The sequence below is a fragment of the Nocardioides currus genome, from assembly GCF_003057875.1.
GTDB lineage: Bacteria > Actinomycetota > Actinomycetes > Propionibacteriales > Nocardioidaceae > Nocardioides > Nocardioides currus.
Genome location: NZ_PYXZ01000001.1, coordinates 1,036,362 through 1,052,258, shown reverse-complemented (window position 1 = coordinate 1,052,258; position 15,897 = coordinate 1,036,362). Strand labels below are relative to the sequence as shown.

Genomic DNA, 15,897 nt, shown 5'->3' with positions numbered 1-15,897 from the left:
CGGCGTCCTCCTCGACGGTCAGCTCGTCGTCGTGCGCGACCGGCGCGTCGTCGAGGTCGGTCACCGTGACCGCGACCCTCGCGGTCGAGCCGCCGTTGAGGGTGTAGGTGAAGGAGTCGGCGCCGTTGTAGTCGGCGTCGGGGCGGTAGGTCACCGCGCCGGCGGCCAGCACGACCGTGCCGTGCTCGGCCTCGCTGACCGAGGCGACGACCTTCGGGCCGCCGTCGATGTCGGTGTCGTTGGCCACCACGTCGACCGCCGTGGCCGGCGCGTCCTCGTCGACGGTGATCGCGTCGTCGTGGGCGACGGGCTTGTCGTCGACGGCGGAGACGGTCATCGAGACGGTGGCGGTGGAGCCGCCGTTGACCGTGTAGGTGAAGGAGTCGGCGCCGTTGTAGTCGGCGTTCGGCTTGTAGGTCAGTCCGCTGCCGTCGGCCGCGACGACGACCGTGCCGTGGGCGGGCTGGGTGGCGGCGGTGACGGCCTTCGGGCCGCCGTCCGGATCGGTGTCGTTGGCGAGCACGTCGATCCCGGTCGCGGGTGCGTCCTCGGCGATGGTGGCACTGTCGGCCACGGCGGTCGGGGCCACGTCGGCCTTGGCCTGCACCGCGACCACGAGCTGCTTGGTGGAGGTGGCGCCGGCCTGGTCGGTCACCAGCGCGGTGACGGTGTGGTCGCCGACGGTCGCGAACGTGCAGGTGGTCGTGGCGGCGGCCTGCGGGCCGACCTCGAAGACGCCGTCGCCGTCGCAGTCGAAGGAGTAGGCCAAGACGTCACCGGGGTCGACGTCGGTGGCGACGGCGGTCAGGGTGACCGGCGCGCCGACGACGGCGGGGAGCGTCGCGTCGACCCGCTGGAGGACCGGCGCGTCGTTGACGTTGGCCACGGTGAGCACCAGCGTGCGGGAGGCACCTGTGTCACGACCGCCGTTTCCGCGGCCGCCGCTGTCCCTCGGCGTGAGGACCAGGGTCGCGGTCCCGGAGGCGTCCTTGGCCAAGGTGTAGGTGAGCATCCCCTGCTTGTCGATCGAGGGCTGCTTGGCGAACATGGCGGTGTTATTGGTGGTGACCTTGACCTTCACGCGCTGGTTGAGCTCACGCTGGCCGACCGGCGCGGGGGACGTGCTGGTGACGACCTTGACCGGCGCCGAGCCGGTGTCCTCGGTGGCGCTCAGGCCGCCCGGCAGCGACTCCATCACGAACGACGGGGCGTCGTTGACGTAGAGGACGCGCACCCGGATCGAGGCGCGGTCGGTGCCGTGGGCGCCACTCACGCCGTACGAGAAGACCTCGAGGCCGTGGCTGGCCGGCTTGGGCGTGAAGACGAAGGCCCCGTTGGGCTTGAGGACGCCCTTGCCGACGCCGCTGAGGTGCTTGAGGTCCCCGGCACGGAGCGCGCCGCGGTCGTTGGCGAGCAGGCCCTTGCCGGGCCCGAGGACCAGGCGCTGGTCCTCGCGGACGGTGTAGACGTCCGGACGGGCGTCGGCGGCGACGATCTTGTGCGAGATCGTGTGCGCGGCCGGCTTGACGAACGGATTCTTCTGGTCCGCTGCCTGGGCAGCGGGCGCCACGCCTGCCACGACGACCGTCGTGACGAGGATGGCAGCGAGACGTGTGGTCACGACATTCCCCTAGTGAGCGATGAGGGCTCACGCGTCCCCCGACGATGTCGGGGGCCCCGGAGATGTCGCGGTAGCCGTTTCGGAGGCTAGGGGCGCCGTTCAGCGGTCGTGGGGATACCGGGATTCCGTGCAATCTTGTGGAGATCGAGTGGCTGGGCTGTTGCCTGCCCGGACGCGAGGACCGTCCGGGCAGGGCGCCGGTGAGCTACTTCGCGCCCCAGTTGTTGGGGTCGTTGATGGTGTCGCTGGCGCTCTCCGAGATGGGCGGCCACTCGTTGTTCGGGAGCCCGCCGCTGCCCGACGCGAGGCTGAGCCAGTCGGTGGTGTCGGTCGTGGCCTGGGCGAGCATGAAGTCGAGCAGCAGCTTGGTGATGTCGGCGACCTTCTGCCACACCTTGGCGATCGCGGAGATGATCACCGGGACCTCGAAGCTGAAGATGTTCTCGACGGAGGTGCCCTCCGAGAGGATGTTCAAGATGTCGGTGTAGAAGCTGGCGAACTGGTGGATCAGGTCGGCCCACAGCTGCAGGATCTTCTTGGCCGCCGCACTGGTCAGCTTGCCTCCCTCGGTGAGCGCGTCGCCGAGCAGCTTCAGGGCGTCGTACTGCTCACCGGAGACGACGTCGTACTTGATGAAGGCCTCGCCGGTCCAGCTCTCGGTGATGCCACGCGATGCCTCGAGGTAGCCGCGCTGGGTCGACAGGTCGGCCTTGGCGGTGACGAAGGCCTCGGCGTAGTTCTGCATGTCGAGCGGGTTGCCGGCGAGGTCGTTGACGGCGTCCTCGACCTTGTCGACGATCTCCTGGTAGCCGTCGCGCAGCGCGGGCCAGATCTCGTCGTTCCACTTGTCGCAGGCCATCTCGGCCTTGTTCTCGCCCGGCAGGATGTCGTCGAGGAACTGGCCGACACCGCTGAGCGCGTCGTTGATGGTCTTGACGCACTTGTCGATGTTGTCCCAGTAGTCCTCCTGGAACTTGTCCCACTCCTCGCCGAACTGGACCCAGAGGTCGCTGAACGTGGTCGGGTCAGCCATTGTCGATCATCCTGTCCAGGGTCTCGGCGGACGTGGCGGCGGTGTCGTCGGCGCCGTCGTATCCGTTGGCGGTCGACTCGAGCGCGACCTTGAGGTAGTAGAAGTTCTTCGACGCCGTGTGGGTGGCCAGGCACATCGCGGCGATCCACGTGTCGAAGGAGTCGGACACGCCGCTCGAGCCGGCCAGGACCCCGAACTTGGAGCCCTGTCCCTCGGCCGGGTGGATGTCGGTGTAGACGCGCCAAGTGTCGGCGGCGCAGTCGCTCCAGATGTCGGCCGCCTCGCGCAGCTTGTTGCTCTGGACGGTGAATGTCCCGTAGTCACCCATCAGTTTCCTCGATTCTCGTAGGCGGCCTCGAAGGCCTCGGTCAGAGCGTTGGACACCTGCCCGGTGCTGGCGTTGGCCAGCCACCCCGGCTCGACGACCTCCACCTCACCGGCCGAGCTCGCGGGCAGCAGGGTCACCTGCACGCACTCGTTGCGCGAGATCCCGACGGCCGAGATGGTGAGGTCGGGGGTGTGTCCACGGTCCCGGAGCAGGTCCAGGTTGGGCTGGCGGTTGGGGTTGGGGTCCATCTGTGGCCGACGGGTCGGGCGGACCGGCACCTCGACGGTGCGGGGCGCGGTCGAGGCGGGCCGGCCGGCGCGTCCCGCCAGGTGGCGCTGGACGCTGGCGTCGTCGAAGGCGTCGCGTACGGCGATCGCGAGGGCGCCGGGGCTGCGGAGCCCGTCGTCCAGGGTGGCCACCTGCACGTTCGTCACCCGGTTGCTCGGGTCGACCGTGACCTGCACTCGACCGGTCGGGTCCTGCCCCGTCGCGGGGTCGTTGCTGGCGTAGGAGCCGGAGCTGTCGTATTTCCTCAGGAGCTCCAGTCGCTCCTCGGTGGAGGTGGCCATCAGGTGCCTTCCGGTTGGTCGTCGATGTGGGAGCCGTGTGCCCCGCGACGTCCGGCGGCAAACACCCGGACGACGAATTGGTCGAAGCCCGGCCGTGCGATCGGCCCGCCTCGCGCGCGGGGTCAGCACGCGTGGTTTGCCCGGGGCCTCGAGGGGCAGGATGCGCGCCATGTGGACACATCTGCGTGGAACTAGATCGGCCGCCCTCGTCCTGGTCGCCGTGGCCCTGACGTCCTGCTCCAACGACAGCGCAGACGGTCCGGACCCCGACCAGTCGCCCGCGTCGCCGTCGTCCTCCGACACCTCGACGCCGTCGGCGGGTGCGTGCGACGAGGTCATCTCGGCGAGCGTGATCGAGAGCCTGGGCTGGTCGTCCGACACCGCGGCGGCCGAGGGCCTGGGAGGGTGCTCGTGGGAGGGACCCGAGGGTGTCGTCGTCGTGGCGAGCGAGTCGGGCTCCCTCGACGAGGCGTGCAGCACGCTCGAGGCGATCAAGCCGGCTTCGGGCTACCAGTCCTCGATCGAGGTGCCTGGCGGTGAGCGGGCCTGTGCCTACGTCCGCGACGGTGACGTCGGCCTCTCCCAGCTCGCCCTGGAGGCGGAGGACGGCCGGGTGATCGGCGTCCGGGTCGGACCCACCACCGCGACCTCGCCCGACCTCGTGCAGGACGCGCTGGTCGAGCTGGCGGGGGCGGCCCCGAGCGTCTCCTGAGTCTCGCGCGCCCCGTGCGACCCTTGTCAGCGAAGTTTACAAATCGTATGGTCTTGTAAAGTTCGCTCGACCAGGAGGTCACGCCCGATGCCGACACCCACCGACGGCGCCACGGTCCCGCAGGGCTCCACCGAGGCCTGGCACGACAAGAAGCGCTACCTGTGGCTGATCGGCCTGGTGGTGCCGAGCCTCGCGTTCGCCGGCGCCGGCCTGCACGTCCTGACCGGCTGGAGCGTGTGGTTCTGGCTCGGCCCGATCGTGGTGCTCGGCGTCGTGCCGGCGATCGACCTCGTGGTCGGCCTCGACCGGGCCAACCCGCCCGACGACGTCATCGAGGCGCTCGAGAACGACAAGTACTACCGCTGGATCACCTACCTGTTCCTGCCGATCCAGTACGCCGGGTTCGTCGGCGCCTTCTACGCGCTGGCGCACCCCGACGTGCTCGGCGGGCTCTCGACGCTCGACAAGGTCGGGCTCGCGATCTCGATCGGGGTGATCGGCGGCATCGGCATCAACACCGCCCACGAGCTCGGCCACAAGAAGGAGGCCAACGAGCGCTGGTTGTCCAAGATCGCGCTCGCGCAGGTCGCCTACGGCCACTTCTACATCGAGCACAACCGCGGCCACCACGTCCGCGTCGCGACCCCCGAGGACCCGGCGAGCAGCCGGCTCGGCGAGAACTTCTACCAGTTCTGGCCGCGCACGGTGCTGGGCTCCCTGAAGTCGGCCTGGCGGATCGAGAAGCGGCGCTACGCCCGGAAGAAGCAGCACCCCTTCCGGCTCGGCAACGACGTGCTCAACGCGTGGGTGATGACCGCGGTGCTGTGGGGCGCGATGATCGCGTGGCTCGGGGTCGGCATCGCGCCGTACCTCCTGATCCAGGCGGTCGTCGGCTTCTCGCTGCTCGAGGTCGTCAACTACATGGAGCACTACGGCATGCTCCGGCAGAAGGTCGGCGTCGGCGAGCGCCAGCGCTACGAGCGGGTGCTGCCCAGCCACAGCTGGAACTCCAACAACATCGCCACCAACGTGCTGCTCTACCACCTGCAGCGCCACAGCGACCACCACGCCAACCCGACCAGGCGCTACCAGGCGCTGCGCGACTTCGAGGAGTCGCCGGTCCTGCCGACCGGCTACGCCGGGATGATCGTGCTGGCCATCGTGCCCGCCGTGTGGCGCCGGGTGATGGACCAGCGCGTGGTCGACCACTTCGGCGGGGACGTGTCGCTCGCCAACATCAGCCCGCGCAAGCGCGAGACCTACCTGCGCCGTTACGGATCGGCAGGTCGAGTGCGCGGCCCCGCGGCGGATGCGACGGGTTCCGCACTCGACCCGACGGCCGAGGTGCTCGCGGCCAGGTGCCCGGGCTGCGGCTACGTCTACGAGGTGGCCGCCGGCGACGAGCACGAGGGCTTCGCGGCCGGCACGGCCTGGCGCGACGTGCCCCTCGACTGGTGCTGCCCCGACTGCGGCGTGCGCGACAAGTCCGACTTCGTGCCGTTCGACCCGGAGCCGTCGCGGGCGTAGGCGGCCCTCCCGCCGCGGTCCCTAGACTGCGGGCCATGACGGCCGAGGGGGACACGCTGCGCGAGCGGATGATCGCCGCCGCCGTCGTGATGACGACCGGCGAGGGCTGGGCGCGGGTCACTATGTCGCGCCTGGCCGACGCCGTCGGCGTCAGCCGGCAGACCGTCTACAACGAGATCGGCACCAAGAACGCCCTGGCCGAGGCGATGATCCTCTCCGAGCTCGAGCGCTTCCTGGCCCGGGTCACCGACGCCTTCGACGAGCACCCCGACGACCTGCCCGACGCGGTCGAGGCGGCGATCCTGGCCGTCCTCGAGCTGGCGCAGGACAACCGGCTGCTGCACGCGGTCGTCTCGGCGACCCACGGCGCCGACACCGAGCTGCTGCCACTCCTGACCACCCACTCGACGCAGCTGCTCGAGCTGGCCAAGCTCGTGCTCCGCGACCGCGTCGGCGCCTACGACCCGCCGCTCACGCCGGCCGAGCTCGACGGCGCCATCGACATGGTCGTCCGGGTCGTGCTGAGCCACGTGATGGCGCCGAGCGGCACCCCGGCCCGCACGGCCGCCAGCCTGGGCTTCGTCGCCCGCCGCGTCCTCGAGGGCTGACCCTCAGCTCGCGCGCCGCTCCTGCGCGGCCTCGACGGCGGAGCGGAAACCCGCGACGACGTACGGCGGGACCTTCATGCCCGCCTCCCGCGCCCACAGCAGGTCGCGCTCCACCCGGGCGATCGTCTCCGCGAAGGACTCGAGGTCACGGTCGATGCCGAGCGCCATCATCACCTCGCCGAAGTCGGCGCGCTGCTCGTCGTCGTTGACGCCGACCGGCGCGAACGACAAGGTGCGCAGGCGGCGCACGAGCCAGCGCTGCCACCCGGCGAGCTGCGGCGCGAGGCCCTGGGACGACATCTTGTAGAAGGCGTAGTGCCCGGGCTCCTGGCGGCGGATCGGGGCGACGACGGTCGCCGCGACCGCGGTCTCGCCCAGTTCCGTCACGCCGTCGTGGAGCAGGTTGTAGGCCAGCACGGCCGAGCGCTCGGTGGCCATGCCGGTGAGGTAGTAGAGCATCCGGCTCACGTCCTGGAGCGCGTCGATGCGACCCAGCGCCCCGAGGACCTTGATCTTCGCGCCGACCGAGTCGGTGTCGGGCGTGGCGGGCGGACGCCCGACCCGCACCTGGAGCTCGTCGAGGATCAGGCCGTGGCGGATCTCCTGCGGCTGCCAGACGTCGGCGTAGAAGCGGCGGTCGACCTCGGGCGGGTCGGGCAGCATGGTCATCAGCTCGAGCACGTTGCGGTCGACCTCGAGCTCGACGCGCGCCATGTAGTCGAGGACGTGGCCGAACCGCCGCGAGAAGCCCTCCGGGTCGTGCACCGTGAAGTCGACGCTCGCGAGGTCGATCGGCGGGTGCTCCTCGCCCAGCCTCTCGACGTGCTCCGCGAGACGGTCCTCGAGAAGTCGCGGTCGAGTCATCGCCGCATCCTATTGTCGGTCCGTGACGACTTCGCAGCCGGCCGGCCTCCGCATGGGCACACCCGGCGGTCGCGCCGTCATCGCCGCGGCGGTGCTCGGCTCCGGCATGACCTGGCTGGACGGCAGCGTGGTCAACGTCGCGCTGCGCACGATCGGTGAGGACCTCGACGCCTCCCTGGCCGAGCTCCAGTGGATCAACAACGGCTACCTCGTCTCGCTCGCCTCGCTGATCCTGCTCGGCGGCTCGTTGGGCGACCGGCTCGGGCGGCGACGGATGTTCATCGTCGGAACGGTGTGGTTCGCGCTCGCCAGCGTGCTGTGCGGCATCGCCCCCAACGCCGAGACCCTGATCGCCGCCCGGATCCTCCAGGGTGTCGGCGGCGCGCTGCTCACCCCGGCCAGCCTGGCCATGATCCAGGGCGCGTTCGTGCACGACGACCGCGGCAAGGCGATCGGGGCCTGGTCCGGCCTGGGCGGTGTCGCGGCCGCGATCGGGCCGTTCGTCGGCGGGGTGCTCGTCGACCACGCGTCGTGGCGGTGGATCTTCCTGATCAACCTGCCGCTCGCGGTGGCGACGGTGATGATCGCCTGGCGCGCCGTACCCGAGACGCGCGACCCGACGGCGACCGGGCACTTCGACCTGCTCGGCGCGGTCCTCGCCTCGCTCGCCCTCGGCGGCATCACCTACGCCCTCATCGACTGGGGCAGCGACGGCGCGCCGTGGGCGGCCGCGGCGGGCGTGATCGCGAGCGTCGCGTTCCTGCTGCTCGAGCGCTCGGAGAAGCAGCCGATGATGCCGCTGGGGCTCTACCGCGACCGCACGTTCAGCGCGTCCAACGCGATGACGTTCCTGGTGTACGCCGCACTCGGCGCCGTCTCCTTCTTCCTGGTCCTCCAGCTCCAGACCGTCGCGGACTACAACGCCCTCGAGGCCGGACTGGCGACCCTGCCGATCACCATCTGCATGCTCTTCCTCGCGGCCAAGGGCGGCGAGCTCGGGAGCCGCATCGGGCCGCGGATCCCGATGACGTTCGGGCCGCTGGTGATGGCCGGCGGCACCCTCCTCATCCTCGGTGTCGACGAGGACGTGAACTACTGGCTCGGCGTCCTGCCCGGCATCACCGTCTTCGGGCTCGGGCTGGCCCTCATGGTCGCGCCGCTGACCGCGACCGTGCTGGCCGCCGCCCCCGACGACAAGGCCGGGATCGCGAGCGGCATCAACAACGCGGTGGCGCGGGCCGGGTCGCTGATGGCCGTCGCCGCGCTGCCGACCGCGGTCGGGCTCTCCGGCGCCGACTACGCCGATCCACTGGTCTTCGACGCGGCGTACCCCACCGCGATGCTGGCCTGCGCCGCCCTCCTCGCCCTCGGCGGCGTCGTCTCGTGGCTGACCATCCCCCACGAGCTGCCGCAGGAGTGATCAGTCGCGGCGTCGTCCGAACCGTCGCGGCCTCGGTTGCTCCTCGGGCTCGCCCTGCCGCTCGTACTGTCGCTCGAGCTGCCTGACCTGGCGGCGCTTGCGGGCGAGCCGCTCCTTGAGGTCGGCCACCTGCTCGGCCAGCGCCGCGTTCTCGGCGCTGAGCCGGTCGCGCTCGGCGAGGACCTCCGCGTGCTCGACCCGGGGCAGCTCGACCAGCTCCTGGAGCCGTTGCACCGTGCCGTGCGGCATCAGCAGGACGCGGTCGTCGAGGCGGCGCTGGACGAGGGCGTGGTTGGCGGCCCAGTGGGCGTCGTCGTGCACGTGGTGCGAGGACTGGCCGGCGCGCCACCAGCGGTAGAGCGCGGTCGGGCGGTCGGTGTTGGCGACGCCGACCAGGGTGACGGCCCGCAGCAGGAAGTCCCAGTCCTCGGTGGTGTCGAGCTCCTCGTCGAAGTGCTCGCCGAGGTCGTGGAAGACCGTCCGCGGGAAGGCGATCGTCATCGGGGGCGTGCCGTTCATCAGCAGGTGGTCGAGCAGGTGGAAGGGCTTCGGCCAGAACTCGTACGGCTCGCCGGCGGGTACGGCGCGGGCCTGGCCGTCCTCGACCACGGCGTCGACGTCCTGGCGCAGAGCGGCCGCCCGCAGCGCCCGGCCGGGGTGCGCGTCGTGCAGCTCGCGGAAGGTGGCGACCCAGTCGGGGAGCACCAGGTCGTCGTCGTCGAGGATCACGACGTAGCTGCCCCGCGCCTCACGGAAGCCCAGGTTGAGCGGGGCGCCGCGGGCCCCCGTGTCGAGGTCGAGGACGCGGACCTTCTCGCGCAGTGCCACGTCCTGCGCGGCGACGGTGGCGTCGACACCGGCCACCATGGCGGCCTCGATGCGGTGCCGGACGAGGACCACCTCGAAGTCCTGGTCGGTCTGCGTCGCGAGCGCTTCGAGCGCCTCGGCCAGGCACGGGAGCCGACGTCCCTGGGTGCGCATCACGACGGTGAGGAAGGTGTCGCCCGGCGCTGCCGCGGGCCGCTCGACGCCGACGCGGGCGAGTACCTCGCCGAGGCTGGTGGCGGCGTCAGGGTTGCTGGGCATGGACTCCACTCCGGGGTCGGGCGGCACGACGTCGAACGATAGCGGCCGCCGGTCGCTGCCATGTCGCCGCTTCGGCTGCGCCGGGTCGGTGGCGCTACCATCGCTCCTCACGAAGTGGATGAAGTTGTCAGCGGGGGATTGATGGACACGCAGCGACCAGGTGTCCGTGGGTCGATCCCACGGGCCGCCTTCGACACGCCGTGGGTGCGTCGCGGGGTGCTCGCCGCCCTCGACGTCCTGGCCTGGACGCTCGCGCTCGGACTCATCATCGGCATCCGGCTGGACTTCGCGATCACCGACGTCGAGTCGGCCTCCGTGCTGCGCTACTGGATCGCCGTCGGCATCCTGCTGGTGGCCACCGGCTACGCCTCGAAGTTCTACCGCGGCCGCTTCCTCGTCGGCTCGTTCGACGAGGCCCTCGGGCTGGCCCTGCACGTCGGCGCGGTCTCGGCCCTGGCGATCGTGCTCCAGCCCCTCGTCTACCCCGGCCTGCCGCGCAGCATCCCGGTCCTCGTCCCGCCCGTCGCGCTGCTCCTGTCCGCCGCGAGCCGCTGGCTCTACCGCGCGTTCCGCGACCGCTCCGAGACCGGCGGCCAGGGCGAGCTCGCGAACGTGATCATCTACGGCGCCGGCGAGGCCGGTCGCCAGGTGGCCAACCTGCTGCGCAACCAGTCCGACCTCGCGTTCCGCGTCGTGGGGTACGTCGACGACAACCCCGGCAAGCGCCACCTCCGCATCCACGGCGTGCCCGTGCTGGGCAGCGGCGACGCGCTCGGCGAGATCGCGGAGGACTACGACGCTCGCGCGGTCGTCTTCGCCGTACCCAACGCCAGTGGTGCCCTGATCGGTGAGGTGCAGGAGCGGGCCCAGGACGCCGAGCTCGACTTCTTCGTGCTGCCGCGGGTCAACGAGCTCATCGGCGGCCAGGTCGAGGTCGCCGACATCCGTCGCGTCGAGATCGGCGACGTGCTCGGGCGCCATCAGGTCGCGACCGACCTCAACGCCATCGCCGGCTACCTCACGGGCAAGCGGGTGCTGATCACCGGCGCGGGTGGCTCCATCGGATCCGAGCTGGCCCGCCAGGTCCACAAGTTCGGACCGGCCACGCTGATCATGCTCGACCGCGACGAGTCGGGACTGCACTCGGTGCAGCTGTCGGTCTACGGCCGCGGCCTGCTCGACAACCCCGACACCGTCCTCGTCGACATCCGCGACCTCGAGAGCCTGCGGGCCGTCTTCGCCGAGCACCAGCCGCAGATCGTCTTCCACGCGGCTGCGCTCAAGCACCTGCCGATGCTCGAGCGCTTCCCCGACGAGGGCTGGAAGACCAACGTGCTCGGCACGCTCAACCTGCTGACGCTGGCGGCTGAGTTCGACGTCGAGCACTTCGTCAACATCTCCACCGACAAGGCCGCCGACGCCACCAGCGTGCTGGGCCTGACGAAGCGCACCGCCGAGCAGCTCACCGCGTGGCAGGCCGAGCAGACCGGGCTCCCCTACATCTCCGTCCGCTTCGGCAACGTGCTGGGCTCCCGCGGCTCGATGCTGCACACCTTCAACGCCCAGATCGCCGCCGGCGGTCCCATCACCGTGACCCACCCCGACGTCACGCGCTACTTCATGACCATCCCGGAGGCGTGCGAGCTCGTCGTGCAGGCCGGCGCCATCGGCCGTGCGGGCGAGGTGATGGTGCTGGAGATGGGTGAGCCGGTGAAGATCCTCGATGTCGCCAAGCGGATGGTCCGGCTCTCCGGCGCGCGCAGCATCGAGATCGTCTTCACCGGGCTGCGCACGGGCGAGAAGCTGCACGAGAAGCTCTTCGGCGACGAGGAGCAGTCGCGCAGCACCGACCACCCGATGATCCGGACCGTCGCGGTGCCCACGCTCGCGCCCGACGACCTCAGGATGCCGACTCGACCCGATCGGGAGTCGTAGCCGGCGTCGAGGGCTCCGGTGCAGGCACGACCTCTCGGTGGACCGTGGCCACCAGCAGGACGGCGACGAAGAAGCCCAGCGGCACCGTCGAGAGCGGCTCGGTGACGCCCGCCAGCGCTAAGGCGAGCACCCCGAGGAACGCTACCCGTCCGGTCTCACGCGCCGCTGGAGTCGCGGTGCTTCGGCGCAGGCGGAGTCCACGCACCACCGACTGTAGATAGATCATGGCGAACAGGAACACCCCCACGAGACCGAGCTCGGGCAGGAGGTCGAAGAGGGAGTTGTGCCCGTGGGTGACGGGATGCCCGATGTACTGGCTGATGTCGAAGAAAGGCCCGTTGGCCGGCGCAGCTCGCCACGGGTGCGGCCAGACGGCGCCCCAGCCCTCGCCGACCAATCGGGCGTGGGTGGTGCTGGTCTCCCACGCCGCTTCCCAGATCTGCACGCGGCCCGTGAGTGAGAAGTCACGCTGCAGGTCGCGGTGCAAGGCCTCGTACCACCCAAGACCCGCGGCGACGAGGGTGAGCAGGATCGCGACCAGGGCGACCCAGTAGCGCCAGCCAGGGGGGCGGCCACGTGCGATCAGGCGGTCGCGGGACCCGACCACGATCGCCATTCCGGCGAGGGCAGCCGACGAGGCGATGCCGGTGGCGGACTCGGCCAGCAGCAGCCCCGTCAGGATGGTGGCGATCGCGAGTGACCAGCCCACCCGCAGCAGCCACCGGCGCGGGACGAAGCTGACGGCGAAAGCGAAGGCGAGGATCATCGTGTAGGCAAGGATGTTTCGGTTGGTACCAACGCCCGCGAGGACACCAGACGACCCGGGAGCGACGTCCGATCCGGGCATCTCCTGCCAGTAGGCGTAGATCGATGTCACGACCACGAGCACACCGCCGAGCACAACACCGTGCGCGATCACGCGGGCTGCGACATTTGCTGCGACCACCACGGCCAGGACCCCGAGGACGACGTAGAGACCGACGAAGTGCAACGTCGCAGCCCGATTGATAGACCACACGATCGAGGCGACCGCGAAGCCGAGGAAGCAAGCCACGGACCACGGAAGACGGGGTCTCTGCAGCCGCGTGATGCTGACCAGGCAGGCGATGCTGGTGCACAGGAGCGCTCGCCGCAGCGACTCGTCGAAGACGGGCTCGAAGACGAGCGGGGACGAGATGAGGAAGTAGTCGAGGCAGATCACCACCGACCACAGAGCGCCGTACCACGTGCCCGCCTGCGCTGCACCCCGCGGACCGGGCACCAGTCGTCGATGTGCGCGGGCGACGGGCGATGACCCGTTCATGCGTCCTGCACCTGGTGTCCTGCTCCTCGAAGTCCCTGACCCGCGGTGGGTCGTGCACCGCACGAACGCTAGCCGGTGGCACGGCAAGGGGGCCACGCGACTGCGGTATGTCGCTGGGCCAGCCTGCGGTCCGGACTGATGCCTCCCCACAGTTACACTCGGCCCCGACCTCGATCGATCGGACCCTGTACACGTGTCATCCCATGAGTAGCCCCGCCCGCGTCCAGGCGTCCGCCGACGTCGCCGACGCCGCCACCCTCGGCGGCGGTACCTCGGTCTGGCACCTCGCGCAGGTGCGCGAGGACGCCGTCCTCGGCGAGAACTGCGTGATCGGCCGCGGCGCCTACGTCGGCCCCGGCGTGCGCATGGGCGACAACTGCAAGCTGCAGAACTACGCCCTCGTCTACGAGCCGGCCGTCCTCGGTGACGGCGTCTTCATCGGCCCCGCGGTGGTCCTGACCAACGACACCTACCCGCGCGCGGTGTCCGTCGACGGGACGCTGAAGTCGGCCGCCGACTGGGAGGCCGTCGGCGTCCACATCGGCGACGGCGCCGCTATCGGCGCGCGGTCGGTGTGCGTCGCGCCCGTGCGCATCGGCCGCTGGGCGCTCGTCGCCGCCGGATCGGTCGTCACCAAGGACGTCCCCGACCACGCCCTCGTCGCCGGCGTGCCCGCGACCCGCATCGGCTGGGTCGGCCGGGCCGGTCGGCGACTGGAGGAGTCCGCACCCGGGCTCTGGACCTGCCCCGAGACCGGAGAGCGCTATCGGGAGGACCCCGACGGCCTCGTCCTGGAGGAATCGTGACCGACGCAGCATTCATCCCGCCCGCCAAGCCGCTGATCGGCGACGAGGAGCGCGCGGCCGTCGATCGCGTGCTCCGCAGCGGCATGATCGCCCAGGGCCCCGAGGTCGCGGCCTTCGAGCAGGAGTACGCCGAGCACTTCGGCCTCGGGCGCGCCTGCGTGGCCGTCAACTCCGGCACCTCCGGGCTCCACCTCGGCCTGCTGGCCTCGGGCATCGGCCGCGGCGACGAGGTCATCGTGCCCTCGTTCACCTTCGCGGCCACCGCCAACTCGGTGGCCCTCACCGGCGCCACCCCGGTCTTCGCCGACATCGACCTCGACAGCTTCTGCCTCGACCCGGCCAGCGTCGAGTCGCGCATCACCGAGCGCACCAAGGCGGTCATGCCGGTGCACCTGTACGGCCACCCGGCCGACATGACCGGCTTCGCCGCGCTCGCCGAGCAGCACGACCTCGCGGTCTTCGAGGATGCCGCCCAGGCCCACGGGGCGTCGCTGGACGGCACTCCCGTCGGTGCCTTCGGGCGGTTCGCGATGTTCTCGCTCTACCCGACCAAGAACATGACCTCGGGCGAGGGCGGCATGGTCTCGGTGGCCGACGACGAGACCGAGCGCCAGGTCCGGCTCTACCGCAACCAGGGAATGCTGAGGCAGTACGAGAACGAGGTCGTCGGCCTCAACAACCGGATGACCGACATCCACGCCGCCATCGGCCGCGTGCAGCTGACCAAGGTCGACGCGTGGACCGCCACCCGTCAGGCCAACGCGCGGTTCCTGTCCGACCACCTCGAGGGCGTCGTGACCCCGCCGGTCGCCGACGGCGCCGTGCACGTCTACCACCAGTACACCGTCCGCGTCCCCGACGACCGCGACGGCCTCGCCGCCGCGCTGAAGGACGAGTACGCCATCGGCTCGGGCATGTTCTACCCGATCCCCAACCACCGGCTGGCGCCCTTCGCCACCGGCGACGACCTCCCGGTGACCGAGAAGGCCGCCCTCGAGTGCCTCTCGCTGCCGGTCCACCCGTCGGTGTCGCAGGACGACCTCGAGCGCATCGTGACCGCGGTCAACGAGCTCGCCAAGGCCGGCGCCTGATGGCCGCGCTGCGGGCAGGCCTGCTCGGCCTGGGGATGATGGGACGCAACCACGCCCGCGTCCTCCACGAGATCGACGAGCTCGACCTCGTCGGGGTGGCCGACCCCGCCGGGGACGTGCACCGGGTCGCCGGCACCGCGACGGTCGTCGACTCGGTCGACGCGCTGATCGAGCTCGGCCTCGACCTCGCGGTCGTCGCCGTGCCGACCGCCCACCACCTCGACGCGGGCCTCAAGCTCGCGGTCGCGGGGGTGCCGACGCTGATCGAGAAGCCGCTCGCCACCAGCAGCGACGAGTGCGCCCAGCTGGTCGCGGCCTTCGAGGACGCCGGGCTGGTCAACGCCGTCGGCCACATCGAGCGCTGCAACCCCGCCCTGCTGTCGCTGCGTGCGCGCCTGGCGGGCGGCGAGCTCGGCGACATCTACCAGGTGGCCACCCGGCGCCAGGGGCCGTTCCCCAACCGGATCGCGGACGTCGGGGTCGTCAAGGACCTCGCCACCCATGACATCGACCTCACGGCGTGGGTGCTCCAGTCGCCGTACTCCTCCGTCTCGGCCTCCACCGCCCACAAGAGCGGTCGCGAGCACGAGGACCTCATCTCCGTCACCGGCACGACCACCAGCGGTGTCGTGGTCAGCCACCTCGTCAACTGGCTCTCGCCCATGAAGGAGCGGCTGACCGTCGTCACCGGTGAGCGTGGCGCGTTCGTGGCCGACACCCTGCACGGCGACCTCACCTTCCACGAGAACGGCGTGACGCCCACGGAGTGGAGCCAGGTCGCGTCGTTCCGCGGGGTCAGCGAGGGTGACATCACCCGCTTCGCGATCCCCAAGCGCGAGCCGCTGCGCGTGCAGCACGAGAACTTCCGCGATGCCGTCCTGGGCCGCGACGCCGAGGTCGTGACCATGCGCGAGGGCATGGCGACCGTCCGCGTGGCCGAGGCCTGCCTGACGTCGGCCCGCGAGCGTCGCACCGTCGACCTGGAAAGCTGACA

The 15,897-nt window shown here is 70.9% G+C and carries 15 protein-coding genes; 8 read left to right on the top strand and 7 right to left on the bottom strand.

Going from position 1 to position 15,897, the window contains the following annotated elements:
* The 4 genes from C7S10_RS05005 to C7S10_RS04990 form a co-directional block, all read right to left on the bottom strand.
* Nucleotides 1-1,621 (bottom strand): cadherin-like domain-containing protein (locus tag C7S10_RS05005; protein ID WP_114327780.1); only part of this gene is annotated, 1,621 nt, incomplete at its 3' end.
* A 205-nt stretch (nucleotides 1,622-1,826) separates the two neighbouring features.
* Nucleotides 1,827-2,654, bottom strand: coding sequence for a hypothetical protein (locus C7S10_RS05000; RefSeq protein ID WP_108343226.1), 828 nt, complete (start codon nucleotides 2,652-2,654; stop codon nucleotides 1,827-1,829).
* Nucleotides 2,647-2,982, bottom strand: a complete 336-nt coding sequence (locus tag C7S10_RS04995) for a hypothetical protein (protein ID WP_108343225.1) — start codon at nucleotides 2,980-2,982, stop codon at nucleotides 2,647-2,649. Before C7S10_RS04995 ends, C7S10_RS05000 begins: the two co-directional genes overlap by 8 nt.
* Nucleotides 2,982-3,551, bottom strand: a complete 570-nt coding sequence (locus tag C7S10_RS04990; protein ID WP_108343224.1) for a hypothetical protein — start codon at nucleotides 3,549-3,551, stop codon at nucleotides 2,982-2,984. The genes C7S10_RS04995 and C7S10_RS04990 overlap by 1 nt, the downstream gene beginning before the upstream one ends.
* A gap of 169 nt (nucleotides 3,552-3,720) precedes the next feature.
* Here C7S10_RS04990 and C7S10_RS04985 point away from each other — a divergent pair, with 169 nt between their 5' ends.
* The 3 genes from C7S10_RS04985 to C7S10_RS04975 all read left to right on the top strand — a co-directional run bounded on the left by C7S10_RS04985 (nucleotide 3,721) and on the right by C7S10_RS04975 (nucleotide 6,398).
* The gene (locus C7S10_RS04985; RefSeq protein WP_133176431.1) at nucleotides 3,721-4,263 is read left to right on the top strand and encodes a hypothetical protein; all 543 of its coding nucleotides are present in this window, start codon (nucleotides 3,721-3,723) and stop codon (nucleotides 4,261-4,263) included.
* An 87-nt stretch (nucleotides 4,264-4,350) separates the two neighbouring features.
* Entirely contained in the window at nucleotides 4,351-5,790 is a 1,440-nt protein-coding gene (locus tag C7S10_RS04980) for a fatty acid desaturase (RefSeq protein ID WP_108343222.1), read from the top strand.
* A 35-nt stretch (nucleotides 5,791-5,825) separates the two neighbouring features.
* Complete coding sequence (locus C7S10_RS04975; RefSeq protein ID WP_108343221.1) at nucleotides 5,826-6,398, top strand: TetR/AcrR family transcriptional regulator; 573 nt, start codon at nucleotides 5,826-5,828, stop codon at nucleotides 6,396-6,398.
* A gap of 3 nt (nucleotides 6,399-6,401) precedes the next feature.
* Here the strand turns inward: C7S10_RS04975 and C7S10_RS04970 are convergent, their stop codons facing one another.
* Nucleotides 6,402-7,262 (bottom strand): GTP-binding protein LepA, encoded by an 861-nt coding sequence (locus C7S10_RS04970; protein ID WP_108343220.1) that lies wholly within the window; start codon nucleotides 7,260-7,262, stop codon nucleotides 6,402-6,404.
* 22 nt (nucleotides 7,263-7,284) lie between these two features.
* On the opposite strand from C7S10_RS04970, the gene C7S10_RS04965 reads away from it, so the two are divergent.
* Nucleotides 7,285-8,682, top strand: coding sequence for an MFS transporter (locus C7S10_RS04965; protein WP_243395208.1), 1,398 nt, complete (start codon nucleotides 7,285-7,287; stop codon nucleotides 8,680-8,682).
* On the opposite strand, the gene C7S10_RS04960 is transcribed toward C7S10_RS04965, so the two are convergent.
* Nucleotides 8,683-9,768, bottom strand: coding sequence for a glycosyltransferase (locus C7S10_RS04960; RefSeq protein WP_133176430.1), 1,086 nt, complete (start codon nucleotides 9,766-9,768; stop codon nucleotides 8,683-8,685).
* Between the two features lie 141 nt (nucleotides 9,769-9,909).
* On the opposite strand from C7S10_RS04960, the gene C7S10_RS04955 reads away from it, so the two are divergent.
* A complete protein-coding gene (locus C7S10_RS04955; RefSeq protein ID WP_108343217.1) occupies nucleotides 9,910-11,703 on the top strand; it encodes a nucleoside-diphosphate sugar epimerase/dehydratase in 1,794 nt (597 codons plus the stop codon).
* On the opposite strand, the gene C7S10_RS04950 is transcribed toward C7S10_RS04955, so the two are convergent.
* Nucleotides 11,669-13,006 (bottom strand): O-antigen ligase family protein, encoded by a 1,338-nt coding sequence (locus tag C7S10_RS04950; protein ID WP_108343216.1) that lies wholly within the window; start codon nucleotides 13,004-13,006, stop codon nucleotides 11,669-11,671. The genes C7S10_RS04955 and C7S10_RS04950 overlap by 35 nt on opposite strands.
* Before the next feature lie 203 nt (nucleotides 13,007-13,209).
* Between C7S10_RS04950 and C7S10_RS04945 the strand changes: the two genes are divergently transcribed.
* From C7S10_RS04945 to C7S10_RS04935, 3 genes are read left to right on the top strand one after another with little or no spacing between them, the layout of a single operon-like run.
* The gene (locus C7S10_RS04945; RefSeq protein WP_108343215.1) at nucleotides 13,210-13,812 is read left to right on the top strand and encodes an acyltransferase; all 603 of its coding nucleotides are present in this window, start codon (nucleotides 13,210-13,212) and stop codon (nucleotides 13,810-13,812) included.
* Nucleotides 13,809-14,903, top strand: a complete 1,095-nt coding sequence (locus C7S10_RS04940) for a DegT/DnrJ/EryC1/StrS family aminotransferase (RefSeq protein WP_108343214.1) — start codon at nucleotides 13,809-13,811, stop codon at nucleotides 14,901-14,903. Before C7S10_RS04945 ends, C7S10_RS04940 begins: the two co-directional genes overlap by 4 nt.
* Complete coding sequence (locus C7S10_RS04935; RefSeq protein WP_108343213.1) at nucleotides 14,903-15,895, top strand: Gfo/Idh/MocA family protein; 993 nt, start codon at nucleotides 14,903-14,905, stop codon at nucleotides 15,893-15,895. Before C7S10_RS04940 ends, C7S10_RS04935 begins: the two co-directional genes overlap by 1 nt.
* The last annotated feature ends 2 nt before the right edge of the window (nucleotides 15,896-15,897 follow it).